The organism is Pseudonocardia kongjuensis, from assembly GCF_039526905.1.
Lineage (GTDB): Bacteria > Actinomycetota > Actinomycetes > Mycobacteriales > Pseudonocardiaceae > Pseudonocardia > Pseudonocardia kongjuensis.
This window is the reverse complement of the sequence record NZ_BAAAJK010000011.1, coordinates 84,730-107,543: the sequence shown is the minus strand read 5'-3', so window position 1 is coordinate 107,543 and position 22,814 is coordinate 84,730. Positions and strand designations below refer to the sequence as shown.

The window sequence follows — 22,814 nt, the reverse complement described above, 5'->3', positions numbered from 1 at the left end:
GCCCGGTGACCAGCGGCGAGATGCTGGCCAGGGTCAGCGACCTGCGCGCGCACCGGACCCCGTTCGTGCTCGCCACCGTGGTCCGTGCCGAGCGCCCGACCAGCGCGAAGCCCGGCGACCGGGCGGTGGTGCTCGCCGACGGCACGATCGACGGTTTCGTCGGCGGTTCCTGTGCCGAGTCGACCGTCCGGTCGGAGGGTCTGCGGCTGCTGCGGGCCGGCGAGTCCGGGCTGCTGCGGATCACCCCGGACGGCGACGACGGCGGCGACCCGGTCGAGGGGCTGCGCACCGTCGGCAACCCGTGCCTGTCCGGCGGGACCCTGGAGATCTTCCTGGAGTCGATCGTCCCGCCGACGATGGTCACCGTCGTCGGCGACTCGCCGGTGGCCAGGGCGCTGGCCCGGGTCGGCCGCAGCCTGGAGTTCGAGGTGACCGCCTGGCCGGCGCCGGAGCAGCCGGTCGCGCCGGACACGGCCGGGGTGGTCGTCGCCTCGCACGGCCGCGACGAGATCCCGGTGCTGCGCGCGGCGCTGGCGGCCGGCGTCCCGTACGTCGCCGTCGTCGCGAGCCGGCGCCGGGCCGACGCCGTCCGCGCCGACCTGGTCGCCGCCGGTGTCGCCGAGCCGGACGTGGCCCGGTTGCACGGGCCGGCCGGTCTGGACCTCGGGGCGCGGACCGCCCCGGAGATCGCGCTGTCGGTGTTCGCCGAGCTGCTGGCCGGCCGGTCCGGCGCACCGCCCGCCGCGCCCGCCGCGGTCCCGGCCGGGTCGGCAGCGCTCGCCGGGCCGGTGGCGCTCGCCGGGCCGGCGGCGCAGGCAGGGCCGGCGGGGCCGGCGGCGGCGGTCGATCCGGTGTGCGGCATGACGGTCACCGCGGCCGCACCGACGCCGTCCGCCGAGCACGGCGGGACCGTGCACTGGTTCTGCTGCGACGGCTGCCGGCGGGCCTTCCTGGCCGGGACGGCGGACGGCTGAGGCCGGCCGCCCGGATCAGGCGACCTCCTCCCAGCCGAGCCGGTCGATCCAGCGCTCGCCGTGGTCGGCGGCGCCGTCGTGGCCGCGCTCCGGGGCCGGGCCGGGATCCGCGGTGCCGATCGGGCCGGGGCCCGCGGGCTCGGGGTCGGCCGGGGTTGCGGGCACGGTTCCTCCGGGGGTCGAGGTCCCGCCGTGCCCGGGGTCGAGGGCCCGGGCACGGCGGGGGTTCGGAGCCACGACCGGGGACCACGACGCCTGCCGGGGGATGTCCGGCGGCGGGGAGCAACGCCGGACGGCGGCGCCGGTGTCCGCCGCGACCCCGTGCGGGGAGCGGGTCGCGGCACCGACGGGGCAGGACGTTACGAGGTCGTACCGGGGTGGGTTCGCTTCCTGAGAGTGCACTCCGCCGAGCGGGTCCGGCGGGACGGCGGGCGGGTAGGCGTTCGGCTCGTCGGCGCACCGGTACCGGCCGGACGCCGCATCGCCGTTCACGGCCGGTGGCCCGCTCATGCCAGCACGATCCGGTCGTTCTCGACGCGGACCGGGCGGGCCGCCAGCGGCGCGCCGGCCGGGCCCTCCAGCGGGGCGCCGCCGTCGATGTCGAAGACGCTGCCGTGGCAGGGGCAGCTGATGCCGGTCGCGGTCACCTGGTCGACCAGGCAGCCGGCGTGCGGGCAGGTCGCGTCGAACGCGGCGAACGTCCCGGCCTGCGGCTGGGTGACGACGACGCCGTCCTCGGCGAACACCCGGCCGCCGCCGACCGGGATGTCGGACGCCGCGGCCAGGCCCTGCTCGGCGCCCTGCTCGGCGGCGGCCTGCGGTTCGGCGGACGGGACCGGGGCGGCCGGTTCCGGGGCGGCGCCGGTCCCGGCGGGTGCCGCGGCCCGGGGTGTGCCGTAGGTCGAGCAGCCCGCGGCGCAGCACGCCGCGGCGGCGGTGCCCACGCCGGCGAGCAGCCTGCGGCGGGTGATCGGGGACATGCGGGGCCTCCTGGTGCGGATCGGGATTCGGGGCCGGGCGGGCTCAGAACACGAGGCCCTGGCCGGTGAAGAACCACAGCGCGGAGGTGAGCCACACCCCGGCGAGGACGGCGAGCAGCACGCCGCCCGCCACCGCGAGTGCCCAGCCGGGCACGCCGCGCCGGTGCAGCAGCAGCATCTTGGTGACGAACGCGCCGTAGAACACGCAGCCCAGCACCGAGTGCAGCAGCACCGACGGTGTCGCCCCGGACCAGCCGAACGCGTACAGGCACTGCGCGGCGACCGGGACGGTCACCAGCACCGCGATCCGGCCGGACCACCGGTGCACCGTCGCGACCGACGGATCGGCGTAGCCGCGGCGCAGCATCCGGCCGGTGACGCCCTGCAGGATCGCCAGCAGCAGCGCCGCGGAGCCGAGCCACGCCTTGGCGGCGGCGCCGCTGGAGAACCCGGCGAGGTTCACCGCGACCCCGGTCCCCTCGTGCTGGCGGGCCCACACGCCGAGCGCCACCGCGACCAGCGACCCGATCACGACCGGCAGGATCACGGCGCGCAGCGACGGGCCGGCCGGCCCGCGCTGCTCCACCGCGGTGTCCGTCGCTGTGTCCGTCCCTGTGTCCGTCGCGGGGGCCGCCGCTGTGGCCGTCGCGGGGGCCGCCGCTGTGTCCGCCGCGGTGGCCGGGCCGGCGGGGCGTTCGGCGAGCCCGGTCGCAGCGGGGCCGGGCTCCGGCCGGCCGGGTCCGCGGTGGCCCCCGGCGGCGCCGGTGCGCCGCCGGGAACCGGACCCGGCCGGGGACCTCTCGTGGCCGGCGTCCCGGGGCGGGCGGCCGGGCGCGACGGCTCCGGCGTCCCGCGCCGGGCGGCGCGGCGGGTCCCCGACCGGTTCCTGCTCCCCGGTCCGGCTCCGCGGGTCGGCGCGGTCGTCGGCCGGGTATCCCGGTGGTGCGCTCCGGCCGTAGGGCTCGAAGAGCTCCCCCGGGGCGTTCGCCCGCCGCCGCCCGGCGGTGCCCGCCCGGCGGTCGGCGTCGCCCGGCGGGCCGGGGGACCACCGGTCGTCGCGGGCGGGATCGGGCCGCGCGGCGCGGGGCCGCGGGCGGCGGGCCCGGCGGCGGCGCGGCGGCGGCACCGGTTCGAGCCACTCCCGCGGGGCGGGATCGACCGGGGCGGAGCCGCCGCTGTCCTCCGGGGTCCGCGGGTTCGGGACGATCGGCGCGAAGCCGAACGGATCGGTGGTCTCGTGGTCGGCGTGCCGCGCGCCGCGGCCCATCAGTACCCGCCCCCGCCGTAGCCGCCGCCGGCCTCCGGGGCCGCGGGGGCGGCCGGGGCTGCGGGTGCCCCGGCCGGCGGTTCGGTGCCTGCCGGGGCGGTCGGCGCGGTGAACTCCCAGGTCCGGCCGCCGGTCGAGGCGGTGCCGGTGGCGGTGCCGTCCTGCACGGTGTACTCGACCCAGCTGCCGTCGTCGGCGGTCAGCCGGGTGGGGCCGTCCTGGGCGACCGGGCCCCGCGTCCACGACTCGACGCTCGCGTCGTCGCAGACGTAGGCCCTGGCCAGGCCGTCCTCGACGGTGATGTCCACGCTGACCTCGCGGTCGGCCGACCATCCCGAGTAGAGGACGGGCCCGGCCGGTGCGGCCTCGGGCAGCGGCGAGCCGAGCGCGAGCGCACCGGTGGCCTGTTCGACGGCGGCCGGTTCCGCGGGCTGGGCGGGCTGGGCGGTCAGCACGACGTTCGCGGTCGCCACCCCGGCACCGACGGCGGCCACCGCGGCCAGCGTCAGCAGCGGTCCGGTGATCCGCATGTCAGCCCACCTCGATCCGGACCGAGTCGAACGCGGGGGTCTGGTTGGCGCGCTGCATCATCGGTGTGCGGTGCGAGCCGTCGCCGGCCCAGGACGAGCACTGCAGCTCGCCGGCCTGGTCGACGCCCGGGACCTCGATGGTGACGCTGTCCGGGGTGGTGCCGCCGCCGCCGTCCTCGGTGGCCTCGAAGAACAGCGGGGCCGGGGCGGAGTCCGGGGCCTCGGCCGGGTCGGCCAGGATCCGGCAGGCGGTGTGGAAGTGGCCGCGCTGCAGGCCCTCGCCGTCGAGCAGCGACGACTCGACGTAGTAGCCGCCCTGCGCCGCGGCGAGGAACCGGTCGCGGACCAGGTTGCGGGTGCTGACGGTGAGCGAGAACGGCTCGCCCGGGGCGACCCGGTCCGGCGCCTCGGTGATCAGCAGCGACGGGCTGCGCTCGGCGTCGGCGACCTCACCGAACGCGGTCGACACGCAGCGCGGGGCCTCCTGGAAGCCGTTGTGCGCGGTGAGCCGGCTGGCGGAGCAGTCGGAGGCGAGGATCTCCAGCGCGGCCGCGGCATCCTGGTCGGGGCCGTCGTTGTTGCCGGCCTCGTCGTCCTGGCCGTTGCCGTCGTCCTGGCCCTCCGGGGCCGGGTCCTGGCCCGAGCCGCCGGAACCATCGGCACCATCGGCGCCATCAGCACCGCCGGATCCATCAGCACCGTCGGCACCGTCGGTGCCCGAGCCGGTGCCGTCCGGGTCCTGCCCGGAGGACGACGTCCCGTGGTCGTGCCCGCCGGACTTCGAGCCGGAGCGCGGCCCGGAGCCGGTGAGCCCGGTCCCGGAGAGGGACTCGGCGATGTTCTCCGCGGCCGGGCCGTCCCGGTCGGCGGTCGCGGCACCCGCCGCGTAGGCGGCGGGCCCGGCGACGAGCAGGCAGGCGACGAAGGCGGCGGCCGCGGCCGTTCGGCGGCGGTTGGTGGTGGACGGGCTCATCGGTGACGACTCCTCGGGGCGGTCCGGTCGCGGTGCGAGCCGGTGGATCGGGACCCGCGACGGCGGTACGCGTGCTCACGTTCGCCGGACGGGTGGGCGTCCTGGTCGGGTTCGAGTGGATGTGCGCCGGACACGCCGCCGAGCGGGTCGTGGCCGGCCGGGTCCGGGTCGAGGGGACCGGGCGGATCGGGATCGAGGCCGTCCGGCGCGTACGGGTCCGGCGCGAAACGGTCGGGCGCAGTGCCGTCGGGCGCGAAACGGGCGGGCGCAGTGCCGTCGGGCGGGAAGCCGTCGGGCGCGAAGCCGTCGGGCGCGAAGCCGTCGGCCGGATAGCCGTCCGGTGGGTAACCGTCCGGTGCGAAGCCGTCGGGCGCGAAGCCGTCCGGCGCGAAGCCGTCGGCCGGGTAGCCGTCGAGTGGGTGGCCGTCGAGTGGGTGGCCGTCCGATGGGTAGCCGGCGGGTGACCGGCCGTCCCGCGCGACGTCGTCCGGTCCGAGGCCGGCCGGCGCGTACGGCTCCGGGGCGAACCCGTCCGGCTCGTGGCGGTCCCCGGCCGACCGGCCGGACCGGTACCCGTCCGGGGCGAGCAGGTCGGCGACGGTGTCCTCGCCCGGCGCGGCGTGCGCCCCGCCGGTCCGCGGGCGCACCTGCGGTGCCCGGGCGAGCTCGTCCCACGGGTCGGGCGGGCCGACCGCGAGCGCGGCCCGCGCGGGTGCGGCGCCGTCGTCGCGGGCCCGGCGCGGCCGCGGGATCGCCCCGCCGGCCGGGAGCAGCCGGGACACCTCGGCCAGCGCGGACGCCCCGGCCGGGCGGCCCCGGCGGTAGAGCGTCATCAGCAGACCACCGGCGGCGAGCAGCGCCACCCCCACCACGAGACCCGGGACGACCAGGTCGGACGGGGTGCGGACGCTGTCCGGGAGCGGCGGCGCGGGCAGCGCGTCGTAGTCGACCAGGCCGGTCGACTCCAGGTAGCCGAGGTGCCGGGTGACGTAGGTGTCGGCCTCGATCGCGAACTGGCGCATCAGCTCGTTGCGGGTGCCGACCCGGACCTCGGTGATCGCCGGCAGCACGCTGCCGTGCGCGGCCCGCAGGATCTGCACGAACTGGCGGTCGTAGTCGGTGCCGGTGCGCGCCGTCAGGTCGTTCATCCAGGCGATCTGCTGGTCGTTCGGGCGGCTGGGGAGCTGCACGCCGAGCTGCTCGGCGACGGTGCGGACCTCGGCGTCCAGGTCGTGGTGCTCCACGCCGAGCTTGCGGGCGACCTCGCGGACGGCCGGCGAGCTGGCCTGCTGCTCGCCCTGCTGCCCGGTGGGGGCCTCCCACAGGCCGGCGAGGCGGACCTTCTCCAGCAGGTCGCGGTCGGCGGGGCCGAGCGGGCCCCACTGGGTCTGGGTCCAGCCCTGGACGGCGGCGAACGGTGCGGCGGCGACCCACGACTGGGCCACCGCGACGACGACGACACCGGCCAGCGCGACCAGGATCGACCAGCGGAGCGGGCCGGGGATCCGGCGGGACATCAGCTTCTCCTCGTGTTTCTCAGACCTGGGCGAACTGCTCGGTGTGCACCCGGTCCTCCGGGACGCCGAGCGAGTGCAGGGTGTCCAGCACGTCGGACACCAGCTGCGGACGGCCGCAGATGAAGTAGTCGTGCCTGCGCGATCCGCCGGCCCCGTCCAGATCGGTCAGCACCGCGGACAGCAGTGCGGTGTCGATCGGTCCGGTGGCGCCGGCCCAGTCCCGCGACGGGCGCCGCAGCACCTCGGTGACCTGCAGGTCGAGCAGGGTCCGCAGGTGCGCGAGCTCGGCCCGGAACAGCAGGTCGGCGCGGTCGCGGGCGTGCACGACGAGCCGGTACGGGCGCCGGTCACCGCGATCCGCCGCGGTGCGCAGCATGCTCATCATCGGGGTGATCCCGACCCCGCCGGCGATCAGGACGAACCCGGTCGAGGGCACGGCGTCCGGGGTGAACGAACCGTACGGACCGTCCACCCACACCGGATCGCCGCGGCGCAGCTCGCGCAGCCGGGAGGCGAAGTCACCGGTGTGCCGGACGGTGAACTCGATCCGGCCGCCGTCCACCGCGGACGAGGCGATCGTGAACGGGTGCTCCTCGACCGACATCCGCTCGAGCCGGAGCCAGGCGAACTGCCCGGGCCGGAACCAGGGCCCGGAGTGCCGTCCGCGGCGCTGCAGGACCAGCGTCGACACGGTCGCGCTCTCCGGCCGCACGACGTGCACCCGGAACTCGCCGGCGTCACCGACCGCCCGCATCCCCCAGCGCACCAGGAGCACCCCGACCAGGAGCAGGCCGAGGATGCCGAGCACCGGGCCCATCACGGCGTCGGTCACCAGGTTGTTCAGCCACAGCACGTGCAGCGACGACGCCCCGACGACCAGCGCGGCCAGGCTCAGGTGCACCCACCGCCACACCTCGTGGGTGCCGGAACGGACCCCGCGCACGGCGAAGAGCAGCAGCACCGCGATCGCGACGGTCCCGATCGTGGCGGCCTGCCCGCGGGCCGGCGCCGACATCGGGACGAGCAGCCAGACCCGTTCCGGGTGGTCGGCGACCACGCACGCCAGGTGCAGCGCGACGAGCGCACCGGCCAGGATGCCGAGCCTGCGGTGCAGGCCGAGCAGCGTCTCCAGCCCGAGCGCGCCGGACAGGCCGCGCACCCGGGAGGGCAGCACCGCGACGACGACCAGCGCGGACAGCGCGAGCAGCCCGGTGAGCACCGACATCTGGTGCAGCAGCGGCTGCGGACCGGAGCGGAGCATCCAGATCACCGACGGCCCGACGAGGGCCGTGACCAGCACCGATCCCCAGATCAGGCGGGCGCGGCGGTGCGCCAGCCAGGCGTCGGCGGGATCGTCGCGCCGGACGGGTGCGGTGACCTGGTGCGAGCCGGGCCGGCTCACGGCGTGCCGGGCACGGGCCCGGCGGTCGTGGCGGGAGCCCGGCGGGCGGTGCGTGGGCGGGGCTGCGCGACACGCGGGGATCGACCCGCTACGGTCGCGCGGACGTCGGGAACACGTCCGGGCAGCAGAGGACCTGGGTGGTTCATCGGGTCACTTCCGGTTCGGGGAGCGGGCCGGGCGGGGGTTCCCGGCCACCGGGGCGGCTCTGGGGGGGGGGGGGGAGCGGGCCGCCGACCGGCAGCGTCGAACATAGGAAGTGTGCGGCGCCGAGGTTGCGTTCCTGAGAGGCGTCACCGCCGTCCGGGCGGCGCCGTCCGGCGAACGGCATGCGATCAGGCCGCCCGGAGTAGTGCTGTCCGTCCGGATGGAGCCGTCACTCTCAGGCGTGGCCGTTCACCGACGGTGGGCGTCCTGTCCCCCGCCGAGCCGCACCGGACACCCGGCGGGCCGCCCCCGCGGCGACGGCCGGCCCGCCGGACCGTGCGTCAGGCGGGCGCCGGGGTAGCCGAACGGACGCCCTCGGCGAGCTCGGCGGCGAGCTCGCGCACCGCGGACGGCCCGCCCTTCCCGAGTGCCTCGACGAACGCCGTCCCGACGATGACGCCGTCGGCGTACCCGGCGATGTCGGCCGCCTGCTCGGCGGTGCGCACGCCCAGCCCGACGCAGACCGGCAGGGTCGCGACCTCGCGGACCCGGGTCACCAGGTCGCGAGCCTCGGCGCCGACCGACCGGACGCCGGTCACGCCCATCAGCGACGCCGCGTAGAGGAACCCGCGGCTGGCCCGGGCGGTGAGCGCCATCCGCTCCGGCGTCGTCGTCTGGGCGACCAGGAAGATCCGGTCCAGACCGTGCCGGTCGGACGCGTCCAGCCACTCCTGGGCGTCGTCGGGCAGCAGGTCCGGGGTGATCAGCCCGGAGCCGCCCGCCGCGGCCAGCTCGGCGGAGAACCGCTCGATGCCGTAGCGGTCGATCAGGTTCCAGTACGTCATGACGACGGCCGGTGCGCCGGCCTCGACCACCCCGCGGACGGCGGTGAACGCGTCCCGGCTGCGGGCACCGTTGTCCAGGGCCTGCTGGGTGGCCCGCTGGATGACCGGGCCGTCCATCAGCGGATCGGAGTACGGCAGGCCGACCTCGACGACGTCCACCCCGCCCTCGACCATCGCCCGCATCGCCTCGACGGATCCGGCGACGTCCGGGTAGCCGACCGGCAGGTAGCCGATCAGCGCCGCCCGGCCCTGGCCGCGGATCTCGCCGATCCGCTCGGCAACGCTCCGCACGCCGGTCATCGGACCTCCCCGTCGGCCACCGTCTCGTCGGTGACGGCCCGGCCCTCGTCGTCGATCAGCTGGAAGTACGTGGCGGCGGTGTCGACGTCCTTGTCGCCGCGGCCGGACAGGTTGACCAGGACGATCGCGCCCTCGCCGAGCCTGCGGCCCTCGCGCAGCGCCCCGGCCAGCGCGTGCGCGCTCTCGATCGCCGGGATGATGCCCTCGGTGCGGCAGAGCAGCCGGAAGGCCTCCATCGCCTCGGCGTCGGTCACCGACTCGTAGCGGGCACGGCGCATGTCGTGCAGCCAGGAGTGCTCGGGCCCGACGCCCGGGTAGTCCAGGCCGGCCGAGATGGAGTGCGAGTCGCGGGTCTGGCCGTCCTCGTCCTGCAGGATGAAGCTGCGGGAGCCGTGCAGCACCCCGACGTCGCCGCCGCCGATGGACGACGCGTGCCGCGGGGTGTCGATGCCGTCGCCGCCCGCCTCGAAGCCGACCAGCTCGACTCCGGCGTCGTCGAGGAAGGCGTGGAAGATGCCCATCGCGTTGGAGCCGCCGCCGACGCAGGCGCACACCACGTCGGGCAGCCGCCCGGTCAGGGCCTGGACCTGCTCGCGCGCCTCGACGCCGATGATCCGCTGGAAGTCGCGGACCATCGCCGGGAACGGGTGCGGCCCGGCGACCGAGCCGATCAGGTAGTGCGTGTCGGCCACGTTGGTGACCCAGTCGCGCATCGCCTCGTTCATCGCGTCCTTGAGGGTGCGCGTGCCGGAGGCGACCGGCCGGACCTCGGCGCCGAGCATCCGCATCCGGGCGACGTTCAGCGCCTGCCGCTCGGTGTCGACCTCGCCCATGTAGACGACGCAGTCCAGGCCGAGCAGCGCGGCCGCGGTCGCGGAGGCGACGCCGTGCTGGCCCGCGCCGGTCTCGGCGATCACCCGGCTCTTGCCCATCCGCTTGGTGAGCAGCGCCTGGCCCAGCACGTTGTTGATCTTGTGCGAGCCGGTGTGGTTCAGGTCCTCGCGCTTGAGCAGGATCCGCGCGCCGCCGGCGTGCCGGGCGAACCGGGGCGCCTCGGTGAGCAGGCTCGGCCGGCCGGAGTACGTCCGGTGCAGCTCGGCGAGCTCGGCCTGGAAGGCCTCGTCGGTCATCGCCGCGTGGTAGGCCTGCTCCAGCTCGTCCAGGGCGGCGACCAGCGCCTCCGGGACGTAGCGGCCGCCGAAGCGGCCGAAGTACGGGCCGGTCTGGTCGACCAGCCGCGCCGGGCCCCCGGCCGGGGGGCGGGCGGTGTCGGTCACGAGTCACTCCCTGACGGATCTGCGGAAACCCGCGATCGCCGGGCGCCGCACGTCGGTGACGGACCCCGGTCCGATCGGGTGCAACCCGACGGTACACCGCGCCCACCACCGACTTTGCGCCGCACGGACGCCGGACCGGGCGTCCCGGCGGGCGTCAGACGAAGCGGGGCCGGCCGACCACCCAGCCCAGGATCATCTCGGCGACGATCACCGCGGCGAGCAGCGCCAGCGACGCCGTCCAGGTCCCGGTGATCCCGTGCAGCATGCCGAACAGGAACGGGCCGGCCGCGCCGAGCAGGTAACCGAAGCCCTGCGCCATCGCGGACAGGTCGGTCGTCTCCGCGGTCTCCCGGGTGCGCAGCGCGATCAGGCCGAGGCCGAGCGGGAAGACCGCCATCCCGACGCCGAGCAGCACCGTCCACAACCAGGGCGCCGCCGCGGGGGCGACGGCGAGCCCGACGATCGCGGCGAGCGAGCAGAACGCCAGCCCGACGATCCAGCCGGACTGCGAGCTGCGGTTCAGCGCGATCGGCGGGATGAGGAAGCTCAGCGGGATCCCGATGACGTTGATCAGCGCGAGCATCAGCCCGGCGGTGGTGCGCGGGATGCCCTCGGAGACGAACAGCTCGGACAGCCAGCCCATCGCGACGTAGGCGACGCAGGCCTGCAGCCCGAAGAAGGCGGTGAGCGCCCAGGCCAGCGGGCGGCGCAGCATCGACCGCCGCTGCACCCCGGCGGTCCGGACCGGGGCCGCGGCGCCGTGCCGGGCACCGGTCGCCCAGACGACCAGCGCGCCCGCGGACAGCGCCGCCCAGGCGCCGACCGCGCCGCGCCAGCCGAGCAGCGGTTCCAGCATCGGGGTGAAGGCGGCGCCGAGCCCGCCGCCCGCCGCGAGCGCCGCGGTGTAGATGCCGGTCACCCGGCCGACGGCGTGCGGGAAGGACTCCTTCACCACGACCGGGATCAGCACGTTCCCGATCGCGATGCCGGAGGCGGCGATGAACGTCCCCCCGAGGACCACCCAGGGCCCGTCGACCACCCGCAGCACCAGCCCCGCGGTGAGCACGGCGAGCGCGACGCCGATCGCCCTGGCCACCCCGAGCCGCCGGCCGAGCAGCGGGGCGACGATCGCGGCGAGGCCGAAGCAGATGGTCGGCACCGCGGTGAGCAGCCCGGTCCACGGTGCGGAGGCACCGAGACCGTCCCGCACCTCGCCGAGCACCGATGCCATGCTGGTGACGGCGGGACGCAGGTTGGTCGCGGCCAGCGCCACGCCGACGACCAGCAGCGGGGTGCCGACCAGCGCCCCGGTCCGGTGCGACGCGGCCCGGCCGGTGGTGTTCGTCTCCCCGGCCCGGGTCCCCTGATCAGCAATGCTCACGAAACGATATTGTTACAGACGTAGGATGTTCGGATGAAAGGATGTCCCGGTGCCTCTCGTCACAGCACGTCGCGGCAGCCTGGTCGACCAGGTCATCGCCCAGATCCGGGACGCCATCTCGTCCGGGCAGTGGCCGGTCGGTCACCGCATCCCGGCCGAGGCCGAGCTGACCGCGCGGCTGGAGGTCGGCCGCAACACCGTCCGCGAGGCGGTCCGCGCGCTCGCCCACGGCGGCCTGCTGGAGGTGCGGCAGGGCGACGGCACCTACGTGCGGGCGACCTCGGAGCTGTCCGGCGCGCTGCGCACGCTGTGCGGGCCGGAGCTGCGTGAGGTGCTGGAGGTCCGGCGGACCCTGGAGGTCGAGGCGGCCCGGCTGGCCGCCGCCCGGCGCACCGACGAGGACCTGGCGCTGCTGCGCCGCTCGCTCGCCGACCGGGACGTCGCCGTCGAGGCGGTCGCCGCGGCCACCCGCAGCGGCACCGAGCCGGGCACGGCCGAGCTGGAACGCGCCGCCCGGGCCGACACCGACTTCCATCTCGCCGTCGTGCGCTGCTCGGGCAACAGCCTGCTCGTCGAGCTGTACCGCGGCGTCGTCGAGGCGGTCGCGGGCAGTGTCGTGACGACGATGCCCAGCACCGTCGGCACCGACGACGACGTGTCGCACACCGGGATCGTCGAGGCCATCGAGGCCGGCGACGTGGAGCGCGCCGCCCGCGAGGCCGGCGACTTCCTGGAGCGGCTGATCGACCGCCGGGGCTGAGCCACCGGGCGGACGCGGCCCGCCCGGCCACCGCTCACCGAGCCGGCGATCCACCCCGCCGAGCGACGACGGCGGACGGCGCGGGCGCCCGGCACCCGGGGCCGCACCGCGGTTAGCCTGCCTCGCCGGACGCGATTTCACCCCGAACGATCGAGGAGTGCGCCGGCGTGCTGAAGGGTTTCAAGGAGTTCCTGCTGCGCGGGAACGTCATCGATCTCGCGGTCGCCGTCGTCATCGGCGCCGCCTTCACCGCCGTGGTCACGGCGTTCACGACGTCGTTCCTCGAGCCGCTGCTGCGGCTGTTCTCCGGCGGCGAGAACGCCGTCCCGCCCGGCACCATCCCGCTCACCGACGAGGTCCGGCTGGACTACGCCGCGTTCCTCAACGCGATGATCCAGTTCATGATCACCGCCGCGGTGATCTACTTCCTGGTCGTCTTCCCGATGAAGTGGCTGCAGGAGCGCCGGAAGAAGGCCGACGAGCAGACCCCGAAGACCGACAGCGAGCTGCTCGCCGAGATCCGGGACCTGCTCAAGGAGCAGGCCGAGCGGGAGCGCGAGCGCGCCCTGGCAGCGACTGCGACTGCGACAGCAGCACCGGCACCGGCCGGGCCGTGGCCGCCGCACGGCCAGCCGGTCCCGCAGGGCCAGCCGGTCCCCCAGGGCCAGCCGGTCCCCCACACCCAGCCGGTCCCGCCGGGCCGGCCGGCGGCGCCGTACCCGCCGGACGCGCCGCGCCGGTCCCGGCACCGCGGCTGACCGCGGCCGCACCGCGGGGCCGACCGCGGGGCCCGCTCCGCGGGACCCGTTCCGCGGGACCCGTTCCGCGGGACCCGTTCCGCGGGACCCGTTCCGCGGGACCCGTTCCGCGGGACCGAACGAGATCGCGACGAAACGGTTTCGATTCGACACGGTGACAGAGGGCGACCAGGCTGACCCGGTCGCGGTGGACGTGGGTCCATCCGCGGGAGGGGGGCGGGACCGATGGCCGAGGCCACCACGAGGACCGGGGAGGACCCGCCCGCCCTGCGGCGGGTGATGGGCCCGAAGCTGCTGCTGCTGTTCATCGTCGGCGACATCCTCGGCACCGGGATCTACGCCCTGGTCGGCCAGGTCGCCGAGGAGGTCGGCGGGGCCGCGTGGCTGCCGTTCCTGGTGGCCTTCGCGGTCGCGATGGTCACCGCGTTCTCCTATCTGGAGCTGGTCACCAAGTACCCGGCCGCGGCCGGCGCCGCGCTGTACGCGCACAAGGCGTTCGGCATCCACTTCCTGACGTTCATGGTCACCTTCGTGGTGATGTGCTCGGGGATCACCTCGGCGTCGACGGCGTCCCGGGCGTTCGCCTCGAACCTCAACGAGGGCTTCGGCCTCGACCTGGGCAACAGCGGGATCGTGCTGATCGCGCTGGGCTTCATGGTGCTGGTCGCGGCGGTCAACTTCCGCGGCGTCGGCGAGAGCGTGAAGGTCAACGTGGTGCTCACGCTGGTCGAGCTCTCCGGCCTGCTGCTGGTGATCCTGGTCGGGGTGTTCGCGATCGCCGGCGGCAACGCCGACTGGGCCCGGGTGGTCGCGTTCGACACCCCGGAGGACAAGGGCGTGTTCCTGGCCGTCACCTCGGCGACGTCACTGGCGTTCTTCGCGATGGTCGGCTTCGAGGACTCGGTGAACATGGCCGAGGAGTGCCACGAACCGCGGCGGATCTTCCCGAAGATCATGCTCACCGGCCTGACCATCACCGGCGTGATCTACGTGCTGGTCGCGATCTGCGCCGTCGCGCTGGTGCCGGTCGGCCCGCTCGCCGCGAGCGAGACGCCGCTGGTCGAGGTGGTCCGGGCCGGCGCGCCGGGCATCCCGGCGGACGCGGTGCTGCCGTTCATCTCAATGTTCGCCGTCGCGAACTCGGCGCTGATCAACATGCTGATGGCGTCCCGGCTGCTCTACGGCATGGCGAACCAGGCGGTGCTGCCCAAGCAGCTGGCCCGGGTGCACCCGTTCCGCCGCACCCCGTGGGTGTCGATCATCTTCACCACACTGATCGCGTTCGCGCTGATCACCTACGTGTCGCTGGACGACGAGTCGGACGTGGTGTCCGCGCTCGGCGGCACCACCTCGCTGCTGCTGCTCGCGGTGTTCACGATCGTCAACATCGCGGTGCTGGTGCTGCGCCGCGACCGGGTCGACGCCGACCACTTCCGGGCGCCGCCCGGGCTGCCGGTGGTCGGGGTGATCACCAGCGCCTACCTGGTGCTGCCGTTCTCCGGTCGGGACGCGATCCAGTACGAGCTGGCCGGCCTGCTGCTCCTGCTGGGGCTGATCCTGTACGGGATCACGATCCTGCTCAACCGCAGGCTGGGCGTGCGGAAGACGACGCTGGACCCGGCCAAGCTCGACGGCTGAGGGACCGGGCCGCCCGGCCGGCCCGGGCGCGCGGCCTGGCCGGGCAGCCCGGGATCAGCTGCTCGGGGTCAGCTCGCGTACCCGCCCGGCCAGCTCCTTCTCGAAGAAGTCGAAGAAGCCGTCCGGGTCGGGCCCGGCGTTGATCAGCGCGAGCCGGTCGTAGCCGGCGTCGACGAACTGCTGGGCGACGGCGAGATGCCGCTCCACGTCGGGACCGGCGCCGAACACGTCGGCCATGTCCTCGACCCGCACGAACCGGGTCGCGGCCTCGAAGTTCCGCACGTTCGGCAGCTCGGCCTGCACCTTCCAGCCGGTCGGGCCGAACCGGAACTTCTCGTGCGCGGCGGCGAGCGCCTCGTCCTCGGTGCGGGCCCAGGCCAGCGGCACCTCGGCGTAGCGGGCGCCGGTGCCGCCGGCGGCGGTGTAGGCCGAGACCAGGTCGGTGCGCGGCTCGGTGACGAACAGCGCGTCGCCCAGCTCGGCGGCGATCCGCGCGGCGTTCGGCCCGCCCGCGGCGACCGCGATCTCCGGGAGCGGATCGGGCAGGTCGAACACCTGGGCGTCGGAGATGCTCAGGTGCTTGCCCCGGTAGCTGCGGTAGCCGCCGGACCAGAGCAGCCGGATGATCTCCAGTGCCTCGCGGAACATCTCGTGCCGCACCCCGGTGACCGGCCACTCCGCGCCCGTCACGTGCTCGGAGAGCCGCTCGCCCGAGCCGACACCCAGGGTGAACCGGCCGTCGGCGAGCAGCGCGGTGGTCGCCGCGGCCTGGGCGATGATCGCCGGGTGGTAGCGGATCATCGGGCAGGTCACCCCGGTGGCCAGGTGGATCCGCTCGGTCCGGGCCGCGATCGCGGCCAGGATGGACCAGGCGAAACCGGAGTGGCCGTGGCTCTCCAGCCACGGGTGGTAGTGGTCGGAGATCTCGACGAAGTCGAAACCCGCTTCCTCGGCGTGGACGGCCTGGCGCACCATCTCCTGCGGTGTGAAGGCCTCGGCGAAGAGCTTGTAGCCGATCTGCATGTCCGGGGGCTACCCGGGATCCGCGCCGTCACGCCTCGGCGGGCCGGTGCACGGTGGCGGTCCCCGTGCGGTCCTGCCACGGAGACCGCCACGGTCGGGTGCCCGGCCGGTGCTCAGCCGAGGTCGACGATCGCGGCGACCGGGCCGCCGCCCTCCGGCCCCTGGTGCGCCGCGGACACCGAGACGAACGCCGCCGGATCGCCGGTGACCGCCGCCGTCACGCCGCCGACGCACGCCTTGATCTGCCGGTGCCAGTGCACGTCGGAGTCGTCGAGCATGGCGTTGCGCCGGCCCCGGACGGTGCCGTCCTGGGACGCCTCGCACTTGAGGAACACGTTCACCAGCCGGCCCTCCAGGTCGGAGGTGTGCGCGCGCTCGGGCAGGTCCAGCCCGGCGTCGCGGATCGCGTTCCAGATGCCGTCGGCGTCCAGCGCGTCGGTCATCACCGAGTGCCCGATCCGGTAGCGGCCGCCGACGCCGCGGGCGTTGCCGACGACGACGACCTGCGCCCGGTCCAGCTCCACCCCGGACGAGCAGGACGCGACGGCCGAGTACAGGTCCCGGTCGTGCATCACGTCGTCGTCGGTCGGCATCTCGATCTCGCCGAGCGCGACGGCGACGCCGAGCGCGGTGCAGCCGTTGGACAGGTCCATCGACTCGTGGGTGTGCTCGGTCCACACCGTCTTCCCGCGGGACTTGGCGTCGCGGATGGTGGAGATGGTGAGCAGCGGGGTCTTCGTCTGGACGTAGTGCACGTCGGCCGGGTCGGTGATGCCGGCCCGCTTCATCGCCGCCTGCACCGCGTCCGCCACCTTGGTGATCATCGGTGTGCGGCCGATGTCCTCCGGCGCGAGCTGCTCGCTCATCGCGAACCCGACGGTGAGCCGCGGCTCCTCCGACGGCGTGGCCTCCTCCGGCGGCACCGTCGCGAAGATCGTCGCGTGCGGGCTGAGCACCCCGTCGGTGCCTCCGGACCAGACGATCGGCACCTCGCGGACCTGCTCGGCGGGGGCGCCCTTCTCGACGAGCACCTCGCGGAACGCGCGATCGGCGATGATCCGGGTGTAGTCGTTCACCCCGCCGTTGCCCTCGGTCTTGCCGATGATCGCGACGACCCGTTCGGCCCGCAGCACCCCCTCGTCGATCAGCGCGGCGAGCTCGCTCGCGTCGGCGACGGAGTGGATCGGGACCTTGCGCACCTCGATGGCGTCGGGCATGACGGCTCCTTCCGTTGACGGACTTCAGTCGGGGACGACGACGGTCCCGGCGGCGCCCGCGGCGGCGTCCGGGAGATGATCGAGATCGGTGATGACAGCCCTGGTCCCGCCGGCCTCGACGAACCGGCAGGCCGCGTCGACCTTGGGGCCCATCGAGCCGCCCGCGAAGTGGCCCTCGGCGGCGTGCGCGCGCAGCGCACCCACCCCGACGACGCCGAGCGGCTCGGCGTCCGGGGTGCCGAAGCGCAGCACCGCCTGCGGCACGTCGGTGCCGATGACCAGCACGTCGGCCCGCACGGTGCGGGCCAGCAGGGCGGCACCGAGATCCTTGTCGATCACGGCCTCGACGCCGGTCAGATCGCCGGTGAGCTGCCGGACGACCGGGATCCCCCCGCCGCCGTTCGCGACGACGACGAAGCCGGCGTCGACCAGCGCCCGGACCGCCGGGCCGTCGACGATCTCCAGCGGCTCCGGCGAGCCGACCATCCGGCGCCAGCCGCGCTCGCCGCGGTCCTCCCAGTGCTGGCCGTGCTCGACCAGCACCGCCGCCTCGGCGGCCGGGAGGTAGCGCCCGATCGGCTTGCTCGGCCGCACCAGACCCGGATCGTCGCCTGCGACGATCGTGCGGGTGACGACGGCCGCGCTGCGCCGGTCGATCCCGGCCCGGGCCAGTGCCGCGTCCAGCGCGGTGGTCAGCACGAAGCCGAGCGTCCCCTGGGTCTGCGCACCGCACCAGTCCAGCGGGACCGGCGGGACGACCGCGGCCGCCAGCTCGTTCTTCACCAGCAGGTTCCCGACCTGCGGGCCGTTGCCGTGGGTCAGCACCACCTCGGTGCCCGCGGCCAGCAGCCCGGCGACCGCACCCGCGGCGACCTGCGCGGCGGCCACCTGGTCCTCCGGCCGGGCGCGGCCGTCCGGGGCGGTCATCGCGTTGCCGCCCAGCGCCAGCAGCACCCTCACGACGCCCGCCCCAGCAGCGCGTCCAGGGTGCGCGTCCCGGCGGGCAGCCCGTGCGCGTCGTAGTAGCCGAACATCGCGTCGAACCAGGCGCCGCGGCCGGACGGGCCGGGCACCCGCTCGGCGGTCGTCCCGGCCTCGGCGGCCAGCTGTGCGACGGTGCCGGTGCGCGAGGCCAGCTCGTAGGTCGCACCCTCGTGACCGGGCCCGGTGAGCACCGTCGCGGCGACCTCGGCGATCTCGGCCAGGTCGGCGAAACCGAACGGGGCGTGCACGTCGTAGGGCACCCGGACCGGCCCGGACAGGTCCAGGTTCTGCAGGTAGGCGCCGGGCTGCAGGATCGTCCAGCGCAATCCGGAGCGGCGCACCAGGTCCTCGGACCGGGCCTTGCCCAGGTGGTGCGGCATCGCCGGGACGTACGGCGAGGCCACCGAGTGGTAGACCACCCGGCCGACGCCCGCCGCGCGCAGCCCGTCGAGCCATCCGCCGACCAGCGCGGGCTCGTCCGGGTGCATGTTGGGCGCGATCAGGTACGCCGCGGCGCAGCCGGCGGCCGCGTCACGGACCCGATCGGCCCGGCCGAGCGGGACGGCGTCGGCGCCGCGCCCGCGCAGCGCCGCCCGCACCGCCCGGCCGGTCACCCCGTTCCCCCCGGGGATCGCGATGCGCACCTGTGCGGCGCCCATCTACAACCGGTCCACGCCGGCGTGCGCGGCGCCCGCGAGGGTCGCGTAGCCGGGTCCGCGATCGAAGAACGCGTCGTCGGTCGCCGACCAGGCGGCCCGCCCGGCCCGCTCGGCGCGGGTGGCCGCCTCGTCGACGCCGAGCGTGTCGTCGTCGATCGAGCCGGTCAGCACGACGCCGTAGTCGGCCAGCGCGGACCCGGCGGACACCTTGTGCCACAGCACGTCCCGCACCACGGCGGCGGGATCGCGGGCGAGCGGGTCACCCCAGCCGCCGCCGCCGGTGGTGCGCACCCGGATGATCTCGCCGGCCGCGACGGGTTCGGCGTCGGCGAGCGCGTCGACCTGCCGCTCGTTCGGCCCGCCCGGGTCGATCACGACCTCGAACGGCCGCCCGGCCTTCCCGCCGCGCACCCCCCAGCAGGACAGGATCGAGCGGTCGGCGATCGACATGAAGTGGCCGTCGCGGAGCATCCGGATGTGCTTCTCGTAGCCGAGGCCGCCGCGGAACTCCCCCGGCCCGCCGGAGTCGACGGCCAGCGACAGCGACTCGACGAGGAACGGGAACCGGGCCTCGGTGAACTCGGTCGGCAGGTTCCGGGAGTCCGGGACGACGTGGATGGTGTCCTCGCCGTCGGCGTAGTAGCGGCCGCCGGAGCCGCCGCCGAGCACCTCGCGCATCAGGTAGGGGCGGCCGTCGACGTCCTCGCCGTACACGCCGGTGTAGCGGATCGTCTCCTGGTCGGCGGGCATCCGGCCGTCGACCGCCTTCGCGACGACCCCGGCGAGCACGCCGAGCAGCCGCAGGATGACGAAGGTGCGGGCGTTCGTCGGGGCCGGGAACACCGGGGTGAGCAGTGTCCCGGGCGGCGGGAACCGCATCTCGATCAGCGGGACGATGCCCTCGTTGACGTCGAGCTCGGCCATCCGCTCCGGCGAGTCGGCCAGGTTCCGCAGGATCGGGGCGAGCCACTTCTTCAGGAAGACGCCGTCGGAGTAGTCGCCGCAGTGGTTGATCGGCCCCTTGGCCTGCGGTGAGGTGCCGTCGAAGTCGATGATCAGGCGCTCGCCGTCCGGGTCGTCGGCGGCGGTGCGGGTCAGCGTGATCCGCTGGGTGTGCAGCCGGGGCGCGTCGACGCCGTCGTGCTCGGCGTAGTCCTCCCAGGTCCAGCTGCCGACCGGGATCCGGCCGAGGATCTCCCGGCGGTAGGTCTCGGTGGTGCGCGCGATGATCGCGTCGAAGCAGGACTCGACGGTCTCCACCCCGTAGCGGTCGAAGAGCTCGCCGAGCCGGCGCGCGCCCATCAGGCAGGCGGAGCACTCGGCGTCCAGGTCGGCCGAGAGCGACTCCGGCATCCGCGAGTTCCGGGTCATGATCGCCAGCGCGGCCCGGTTGGGGACGCCCTCGTCCCACAGCCGGATCGGCGGCACCATCAGTCCCTCCTCGAACACGCTGGTCGCGTTCGACGGCATCGAGCCGGGCACCGCGCCGCCGATGTCGTCGTGGTGCCCGAACGCCTGCACGAACGCGACCACCCGGCGCTCTCCGGCCGCCCCGGCGAACACCGGCACGGTGACGCACAGGTCGGGCAGGTGCCCGATGCCGCCCTCGGAGCGGTAGACGTCGTTGTGGAAGAAGACGTCGCCCTCGCGCATCTGCTCCAGCGGGAACTCGCGGGCGATCGGGTGCACCAGCGCCGAGTAGGAGCGGCCGGTGAGCTTGCGCAGCCGCCGGTCGTGGATGCCGGCCCGGAAGTCGTGCGCGTCGCGGATCATCGGGCTGCGGCTGGTGCGGGCGATGGCGGTCTCGACCTCCATCTCGACGCTCGCCAGCGAGCCCTGGACGATCTCGACCAGCACCGGATCGGCGCTCGCGCCGGCGTCGTCGGTGAGGGCGCCGAACGGGAACTGGGTGGGGGCGCGGCGGGAACCGGTCACGACTGGGCCTTCCGGGTCACGATGATGTTCAGGAACCCGTCGACGCGGGCGGTGAAGCCCGGGTGCAGCGGGACGGTGGAGCCGAACTCCTCGACGATCGCCGGGCCGTCGACGGTCGCGCCGGGCGGAAGGTCGGTGCGCCGGTACACCGGGGTGTCGACGAATCCGTCGGCCGCGGCGAAGCAGACCGGGCGCCTGCCCACCGGCGCCACGACCGGATCGGCGACCAGGTCGTGCCGCGGGATCTCCGGGCGCCGGATCGGCCCGATCCCGGACACCCGCAGGTTGACCCACTCGACCTGCTGGTCGTCGTCGCCGGCGAAGTCGTAGCCGTAGAGCGCGCGGTGCGCGGCGTGGAACGACCCGGCGACCTCGTCCAGGGTGGCGGCGGTGACCGGGCCGTCCGGCACCGGGACCCGCACCTCGAACGCCTGCCCGAAGTAGCGCAGGTCGGCGGAGCGCACGAAGCCGTGCCGGTCGGCGGCGAAGCCCTCCCGGGTCAGCGCGGCGGCGGCCTGCCCGGTCAGGTCGTCGACGATCCGGGCGACGGCGGCCGGGTCCAACCGGTCGGCGAGCGCGACGTGGGTCTGCACGTAGTCGTTCTTGACGTCGACGGTGAGCAGGCCGAACGCGGAGACGTTGCCCGGGTTCGGCGGCACCAGCACGGTCGGCACGCCGAGCACGTCGACCAGCCGGCACAGCAGCAGCGAGCCGGAGCCGCCGAACGTGGTGAGCGCGAAGTCGCGCACGTCCAGTCCGCGCTTGACGGTGACCTGGCGCAGCGCGTTCGCCTGGTTCCAGGCGGAGATCTCCAGGACACCGGTGGCGCACGCCTCCGGGGTGAGCTCCAGCTCCTTGGCGAGGCGCTCGATCCCGGCGCGGGCCGCCTCGACGTCCAGCGGGATCTCGCCGCCGAGCAGGTGCGGCGGGATCCGGCCGAGGAACACGTGCGCGTCGGTGATCGTGACGTCGGTGCCGCCGCGGCCGTAGCAGAGCGGGCCCGGATCGGCGCCCGCCGAGTGCGGGCCGACCTTCAGGGTGCCCTCCGGGGAGATCCAGGCGATCGACCCGCCGCCCGCACCGACCGTGACGACGTCGATCATCGGGATCTTGGACGGGAACCGGCCGACGGTGCCCTCGGTGGTCAGCGTCGGTTCGCCGCCGATCACCACCGACACGTCGGTGGAGGTGCCGCCGCCGTCGGAGGTCAGCACCTTGTCGAAGCCGGCCTCCCGGGCGATCAGCCCGGCGCCGAGCGCGCCCGCGGCCGGCCCGGAGAGGACGGTGGTGATCGGCTGGTGCACGACCTCGTCGGCGGAGAGCACGCCGCCGTTGGACTTCATCACGTAGAACGGGATCTCGCGGTCGTCGTAGCGGGTGAGCCGGTCCTTGATGTTCGAGACGTAGGCCGACAGCCGGGGTTTGACGGCGGCGTCGACGAGCACGGTGGTGGCCCGCTCGAACTCGCGGTACTCGCGCAGCACCTCGCTGGACAGCGACACCACGGCGCGCGGGTGCTCCTCGGCGAGGATCTCCCGCATCCGCTCCTCGTGCGACGGATCGGCGTAGGCGTGCAGGAAGCAGACGCCGAGGGTGTCGACGCCGTGGTCGCGGAACCAGCGGGCGACCTCCCGGGCGCCCGCCTCGTCGAACGGGCGGACCTGCGCGCCGGTGTGGTCGAGCCGGCCCTCCACGCCCTTCACCAGGTCGCGCGGCACGATCCGGTTCGGCTTGACCCAGAAGTAGGAGTTGCCGTAGCCGTCCGGCACGGACTGGCGGGCGATCTCCAGCATGGCCTCGTAACCGGCGGTGGTGACGAAGCCGAGCCGGCCGACCTTGCCCTCCAGCAGCTGGTTGGTGGCGACGGTGGTGCCGTGGCTGACCGCCTCGACGTCGGCGCCGGTCGCCCCCAGCAGGTCGAGCACCTTGTCGATCCCGGCCAGGAACCCGTCGGCCGGGTTGGCCGGGGTGGAGGGGGTCTTGGTGGTGACGAGCTCGCCCGTCCCCTCGTCGAAGGCGACGACGTCGGTGAACGTGCCACCGGTGTCGATGCCGATCCGGATCCGCCGGGTCATGGGGCTCCTCCCGCTCACGCGTCGCTGGCTCCGATTCAACCGGCCCCCACGCCGAGCTGACATGGCAAGGAATGCCGAAGACCCGGCAATCAACTGACAGGTTCTGCCGATGGTGCCGGGGCGGTGCCGGCCGGTCAGGCGGCGGGCGCCTCGGCGGCGCCCGTGCACTCCCCGA

The 22,814-nt window shown here is 75.1% G+C and carries 19 protein-coding genes and 1 pseudogene; 4 read left to right on the top strand and 16 right to left on the bottom strand.

Translation table 11 applies throughout. The features are described 5' to 3' along the window. Positions 1–5 precede the first annotated feature (5 nt). A complete protein-coding gene (locus ABD160_RS15670; protein ID WP_344023016.1) occupies positions 6–974 on the top strand; it encodes an XdhC family protein in 969 nt (322 codons plus the stop codon). A 15-nt stretch (positions 975–989) separates the two neighbouring features. Here ABD160_RS15670 and ABD160_RS15665 read toward each other — a convergent pair whose 3' ends face one another. From ABD160_RS15665 to ABD160_RS15620, 10 genes are all read right to left on the bottom strand, one after another. Beyond that, the gene (locus tag ABD160_RS15665) at positions 990–1,139 is read right to left on the bottom strand and encodes a hypothetical protein (RefSeq protein WP_344023014.1); all 150 of its coding nucleotides are present in this window, start codon (positions 1,137–1,139) and stop codon (positions 990–992) included. 341 nt (positions 1,140–1,480) lie between these two features. After that, positions 1,481–1,954 (bottom strand): Rieske (2Fe-2S) protein, encoded by a 474-nt coding sequence (locus ABD160_RS15660; protein ID WP_344023012.1) that lies wholly within the window; start codon positions 1,952–1,954, stop codon positions 1,481–1,483. 43 nt (positions 1,955–1,997) lie between these two features. After that, complete coding sequence (locus ABD160_RS15655) at positions 1,998–3,221, bottom strand: DUF6529 family protein (RefSeq protein WP_344023010.1); 1,224 nt, start codon at positions 3,219–3,221, stop codon at positions 1,998–2,000. Beyond that, positions 3,221–3,751, bottom strand: coding sequence for a hypothetical protein (locus ABD160_RS15650; protein WP_344023009.1), 531 nt, complete (start codon positions 3,749–3,751; stop codon positions 3,221–3,223). Before ABD160_RS15650 ends, ABD160_RS15655 begins: the two co-directional genes overlap by 1 nt. Before the next feature lies 1 nt (position 3,752). Beyond that, positions 3,753–4,724 (bottom strand): hypothetical protein, encoded by a 972-nt coding sequence (locus tag ABD160_RS15645; protein ID WP_344023007.1) that lies wholly within the window; start codon positions 4,722–4,724, stop codon positions 3,753–3,755. Continuing rightward, the gene (locus ABD160_RS15640; RefSeq protein WP_344023005.1) at positions 4,721–6,241 is read right to left on the bottom strand and encodes a DUF4142 domain-containing protein; all 1,521 of its coding nucleotides are present in this window, start codon (positions 6,239–6,241) and stop codon (positions 4,721–4,723) included. Before ABD160_RS15640 ends, ABD160_RS15645 begins: the two co-directional genes overlap by 4 nt. A gap of 19 nt (positions 6,242–6,260) precedes the next feature. Continuing rightward, positions 6,261–7,643, bottom strand: a complete 1,383-nt coding sequence (locus tag ABD160_RS15635) for a ferredoxin reductase family protein (RefSeq protein WP_344023003.1) — start codon at positions 7,641–7,643, stop codon at positions 6,261–6,263. Between the two features lie 485 nt (positions 7,644–8,128). Then, the gene (trpA, locus tag ABD160_RS15630) at positions 8,129–8,932 is read right to left on the bottom strand and encodes a tryptophan synthase subunit alpha (protein WP_344023001.1); all 804 of its coding nucleotides are present in this window, start codon (positions 8,930–8,932) and stop codon (positions 8,129–8,131) included. Further along, positions 8,929–10,209, bottom strand: coding sequence for a tryptophan synthase subunit beta (trpB, locus tag ABD160_RS15625; RefSeq protein WP_344022999.1), 1,281 nt, complete (start codon positions 10,207–10,209; stop codon positions 8,929–8,931). The genes trpA and trpB overlap by 4 nt, the downstream gene beginning before the upstream one ends. A 154-nt stretch (positions 10,210–10,363) precedes the next feature. Beyond that, complete coding sequence (locus ABD160_RS15620) at positions 10,364–11,590, bottom strand: CynX/NimT family MFS transporter (protein ID WP_344022997.1); 1,227 nt, start codon at positions 11,588–11,590, stop codon at positions 10,364–10,366. 49 nt (positions 11,591–11,639) lie between these two features. On the opposite strand from ABD160_RS15620, the gene ABD160_RS15615 reads away from it, so the two are divergent. The 3 genes and pseudogenes from ABD160_RS15615 (at position 11,640) to ABD160_RS15605 (ending at position 14,746) form a co-directional block, all read left to right on the top strand. After that, entirely contained in the window at positions 11,640–12,350 is a 711-nt protein-coding gene (locus tag ABD160_RS15615) for a FadR/GntR family transcriptional regulator (protein ID WP_344022995.1), read from the top strand. A 167-nt stretch (positions 12,351–12,517) separates the two neighbouring features. Further along, positions 12,518–12,892 (top strand): annotated as a pseudogene (gene mscL, locus ABD160_RS33335) (large-conductance mechanosensitive channel protein MscL); the annotation flags it as partial. 441 nt (positions 12,893–13,333) lie between these two features. Then, positions 13,334–14,746, top strand: a complete 1,413-nt coding sequence (locus tag ABD160_RS15605) for an APC family permease (protein WP_344022991.1) — start codon at positions 13,334–13,336, stop codon at positions 14,744–14,746. Positions 14,747–14,800: 54 nt separating this feature from the next. On the opposite strand, the gene ABD160_RS15600 is transcribed toward ABD160_RS15605, so the two are convergent. The 6 genes from ABD160_RS15600 to ABD160_RS15575 form a co-directional block, all read right to left on the bottom strand. Next, positions 14,801–15,769, bottom strand: a complete 969-nt coding sequence (locus tag ABD160_RS15600; RefSeq protein ID WP_344022988.1) for a TIGR03557 family F420-dependent LLM class oxidoreductase — start codon at positions 15,767–15,769, stop codon at positions 14,801–14,803. A gap of 113 nt (positions 15,770–15,882) precedes the next feature. Continuing rightward, positions 15,883–16,986, bottom strand: a complete 1,104-nt coding sequence (gene bar, locus ABD160_RS15595; protein WP_344022986.1) for a barbiturase — start codon at positions 16,984–16,986, stop codon at positions 15,883–15,885. 24 nt (positions 16,987–17,010) lie between these two features. Beyond that, positions 17,011–17,946 (bottom strand): carbamate kinase, encoded by a 936-nt coding sequence (locus tag ABD160_RS15590; RefSeq protein ID WP_344022983.1) that lies wholly within the window; start codon positions 17,944–17,946, stop codon positions 17,011–17,013. Beyond that, entirely contained in the window at positions 17,943–18,629 is a 687-nt protein-coding gene (locus ABD160_RS15585) for an SDR family oxidoreductase (protein WP_344022980.1), read from the bottom strand. The genes ABD160_RS15590 and ABD160_RS15585 overlap by 4 nt, the downstream gene beginning before the upstream one ends. Then, a complete protein-coding gene (locus ABD160_RS15580; RefSeq protein WP_344022978.1) occupies positions 18,630–20,564 on the bottom strand; it encodes a hydantoinase B/oxoprolinase family protein in 1,935 nt (644 codons plus the stop codon). After that, complete coding sequence (locus ABD160_RS15575; protein WP_344022976.1) at positions 20,561–22,639, bottom strand: hydantoinase/oxoprolinase family protein; 2,079 nt, start codon at positions 22,637–22,639, stop codon at positions 20,561–20,563. The genes ABD160_RS15580 and ABD160_RS15575 overlap by 4 nt, the downstream gene beginning before the upstream one ends. Between the last annotated feature and the right edge of the window lie 175 nt (positions 22,640–22,814).

Bases quoted from the DNA above. Each gene is read 5' to 3' on its own strand.
- ABD160_RS15660 (WP_344023012.1), bottom strand. From the start codon at position 1,954: ATGTCCCCGATCACCCGCCGCAGGCTGCTCGCCGGCGTGGGCACCGCC.
- ABD160_RS15655 (WP_344023010.1), bottom strand. From the start codon at position 3,221: ATGGGCCGCGGCGCGCGGCACGCCGACCACGAGACCACCGATCCGTTC.
- ABD160_RS15650 (WP_344023009.1), bottom strand. From the start codon at position 3,751: ATGCGGATCACCGGACCGCTGCTGACGCTGGCCGCGGTGGCCGCCGTC.
- ABD160_RS15645 (WP_344023007.1), bottom strand. From the start codon at position 4,724: ATGAGCCCGTCCACCACCAACCGCCGCCGAACGGCCGCGGCCGCCGCC.
- ABD160_RS15640 (WP_344023005.1), bottom strand. From the start codon at position 6,241: ATGTCCCGCCGGATCCCCGGCCCGCTCCGCTGGTCGATCCTGGTCGCG.
- trpA (WP_344023001.1), bottom strand. From the start codon at position 8,932: ATGACCGGCGTGCGGAGCGTTGCCGAGCGGATCGGCGAGATCCGCGGC.
- ABD160_RS15605 (WP_344022991.1), top strand. From the start codon at position 13,334: ATGGCCGAGGCCACCACGAGGACCGGGGAGGACCCGCCCGCCCTGCGG.
- ABD160_RS15600 (WP_344022988.1), bottom strand. From the start codon at position 15,769: ATGCAGATCGGCTACAAGCTCTTCGCCGAGGCCTTCACACCGCAGGAG.
- bar (WP_344022986.1), bottom strand. From the start codon at position 16,986: ATGCCCGACGCCATCGAGGTGCGCAAGGTCCCGATCCACTCCGTCGCC.
- ABD160_RS15585 (WP_344022980.1), bottom strand. From the start codon at position 18,629: ATGGGCGCCGCACAGGTGCGCATCGCGATCCCCGGGGGGAACGGGGTG.
- ABD160_RS15575 (WP_344022976.1), bottom strand. From the start codon at position 22,639: ATGACCCGGCGGATCCGGATCGGCATCGACACCGGTGGCACGTTCACC.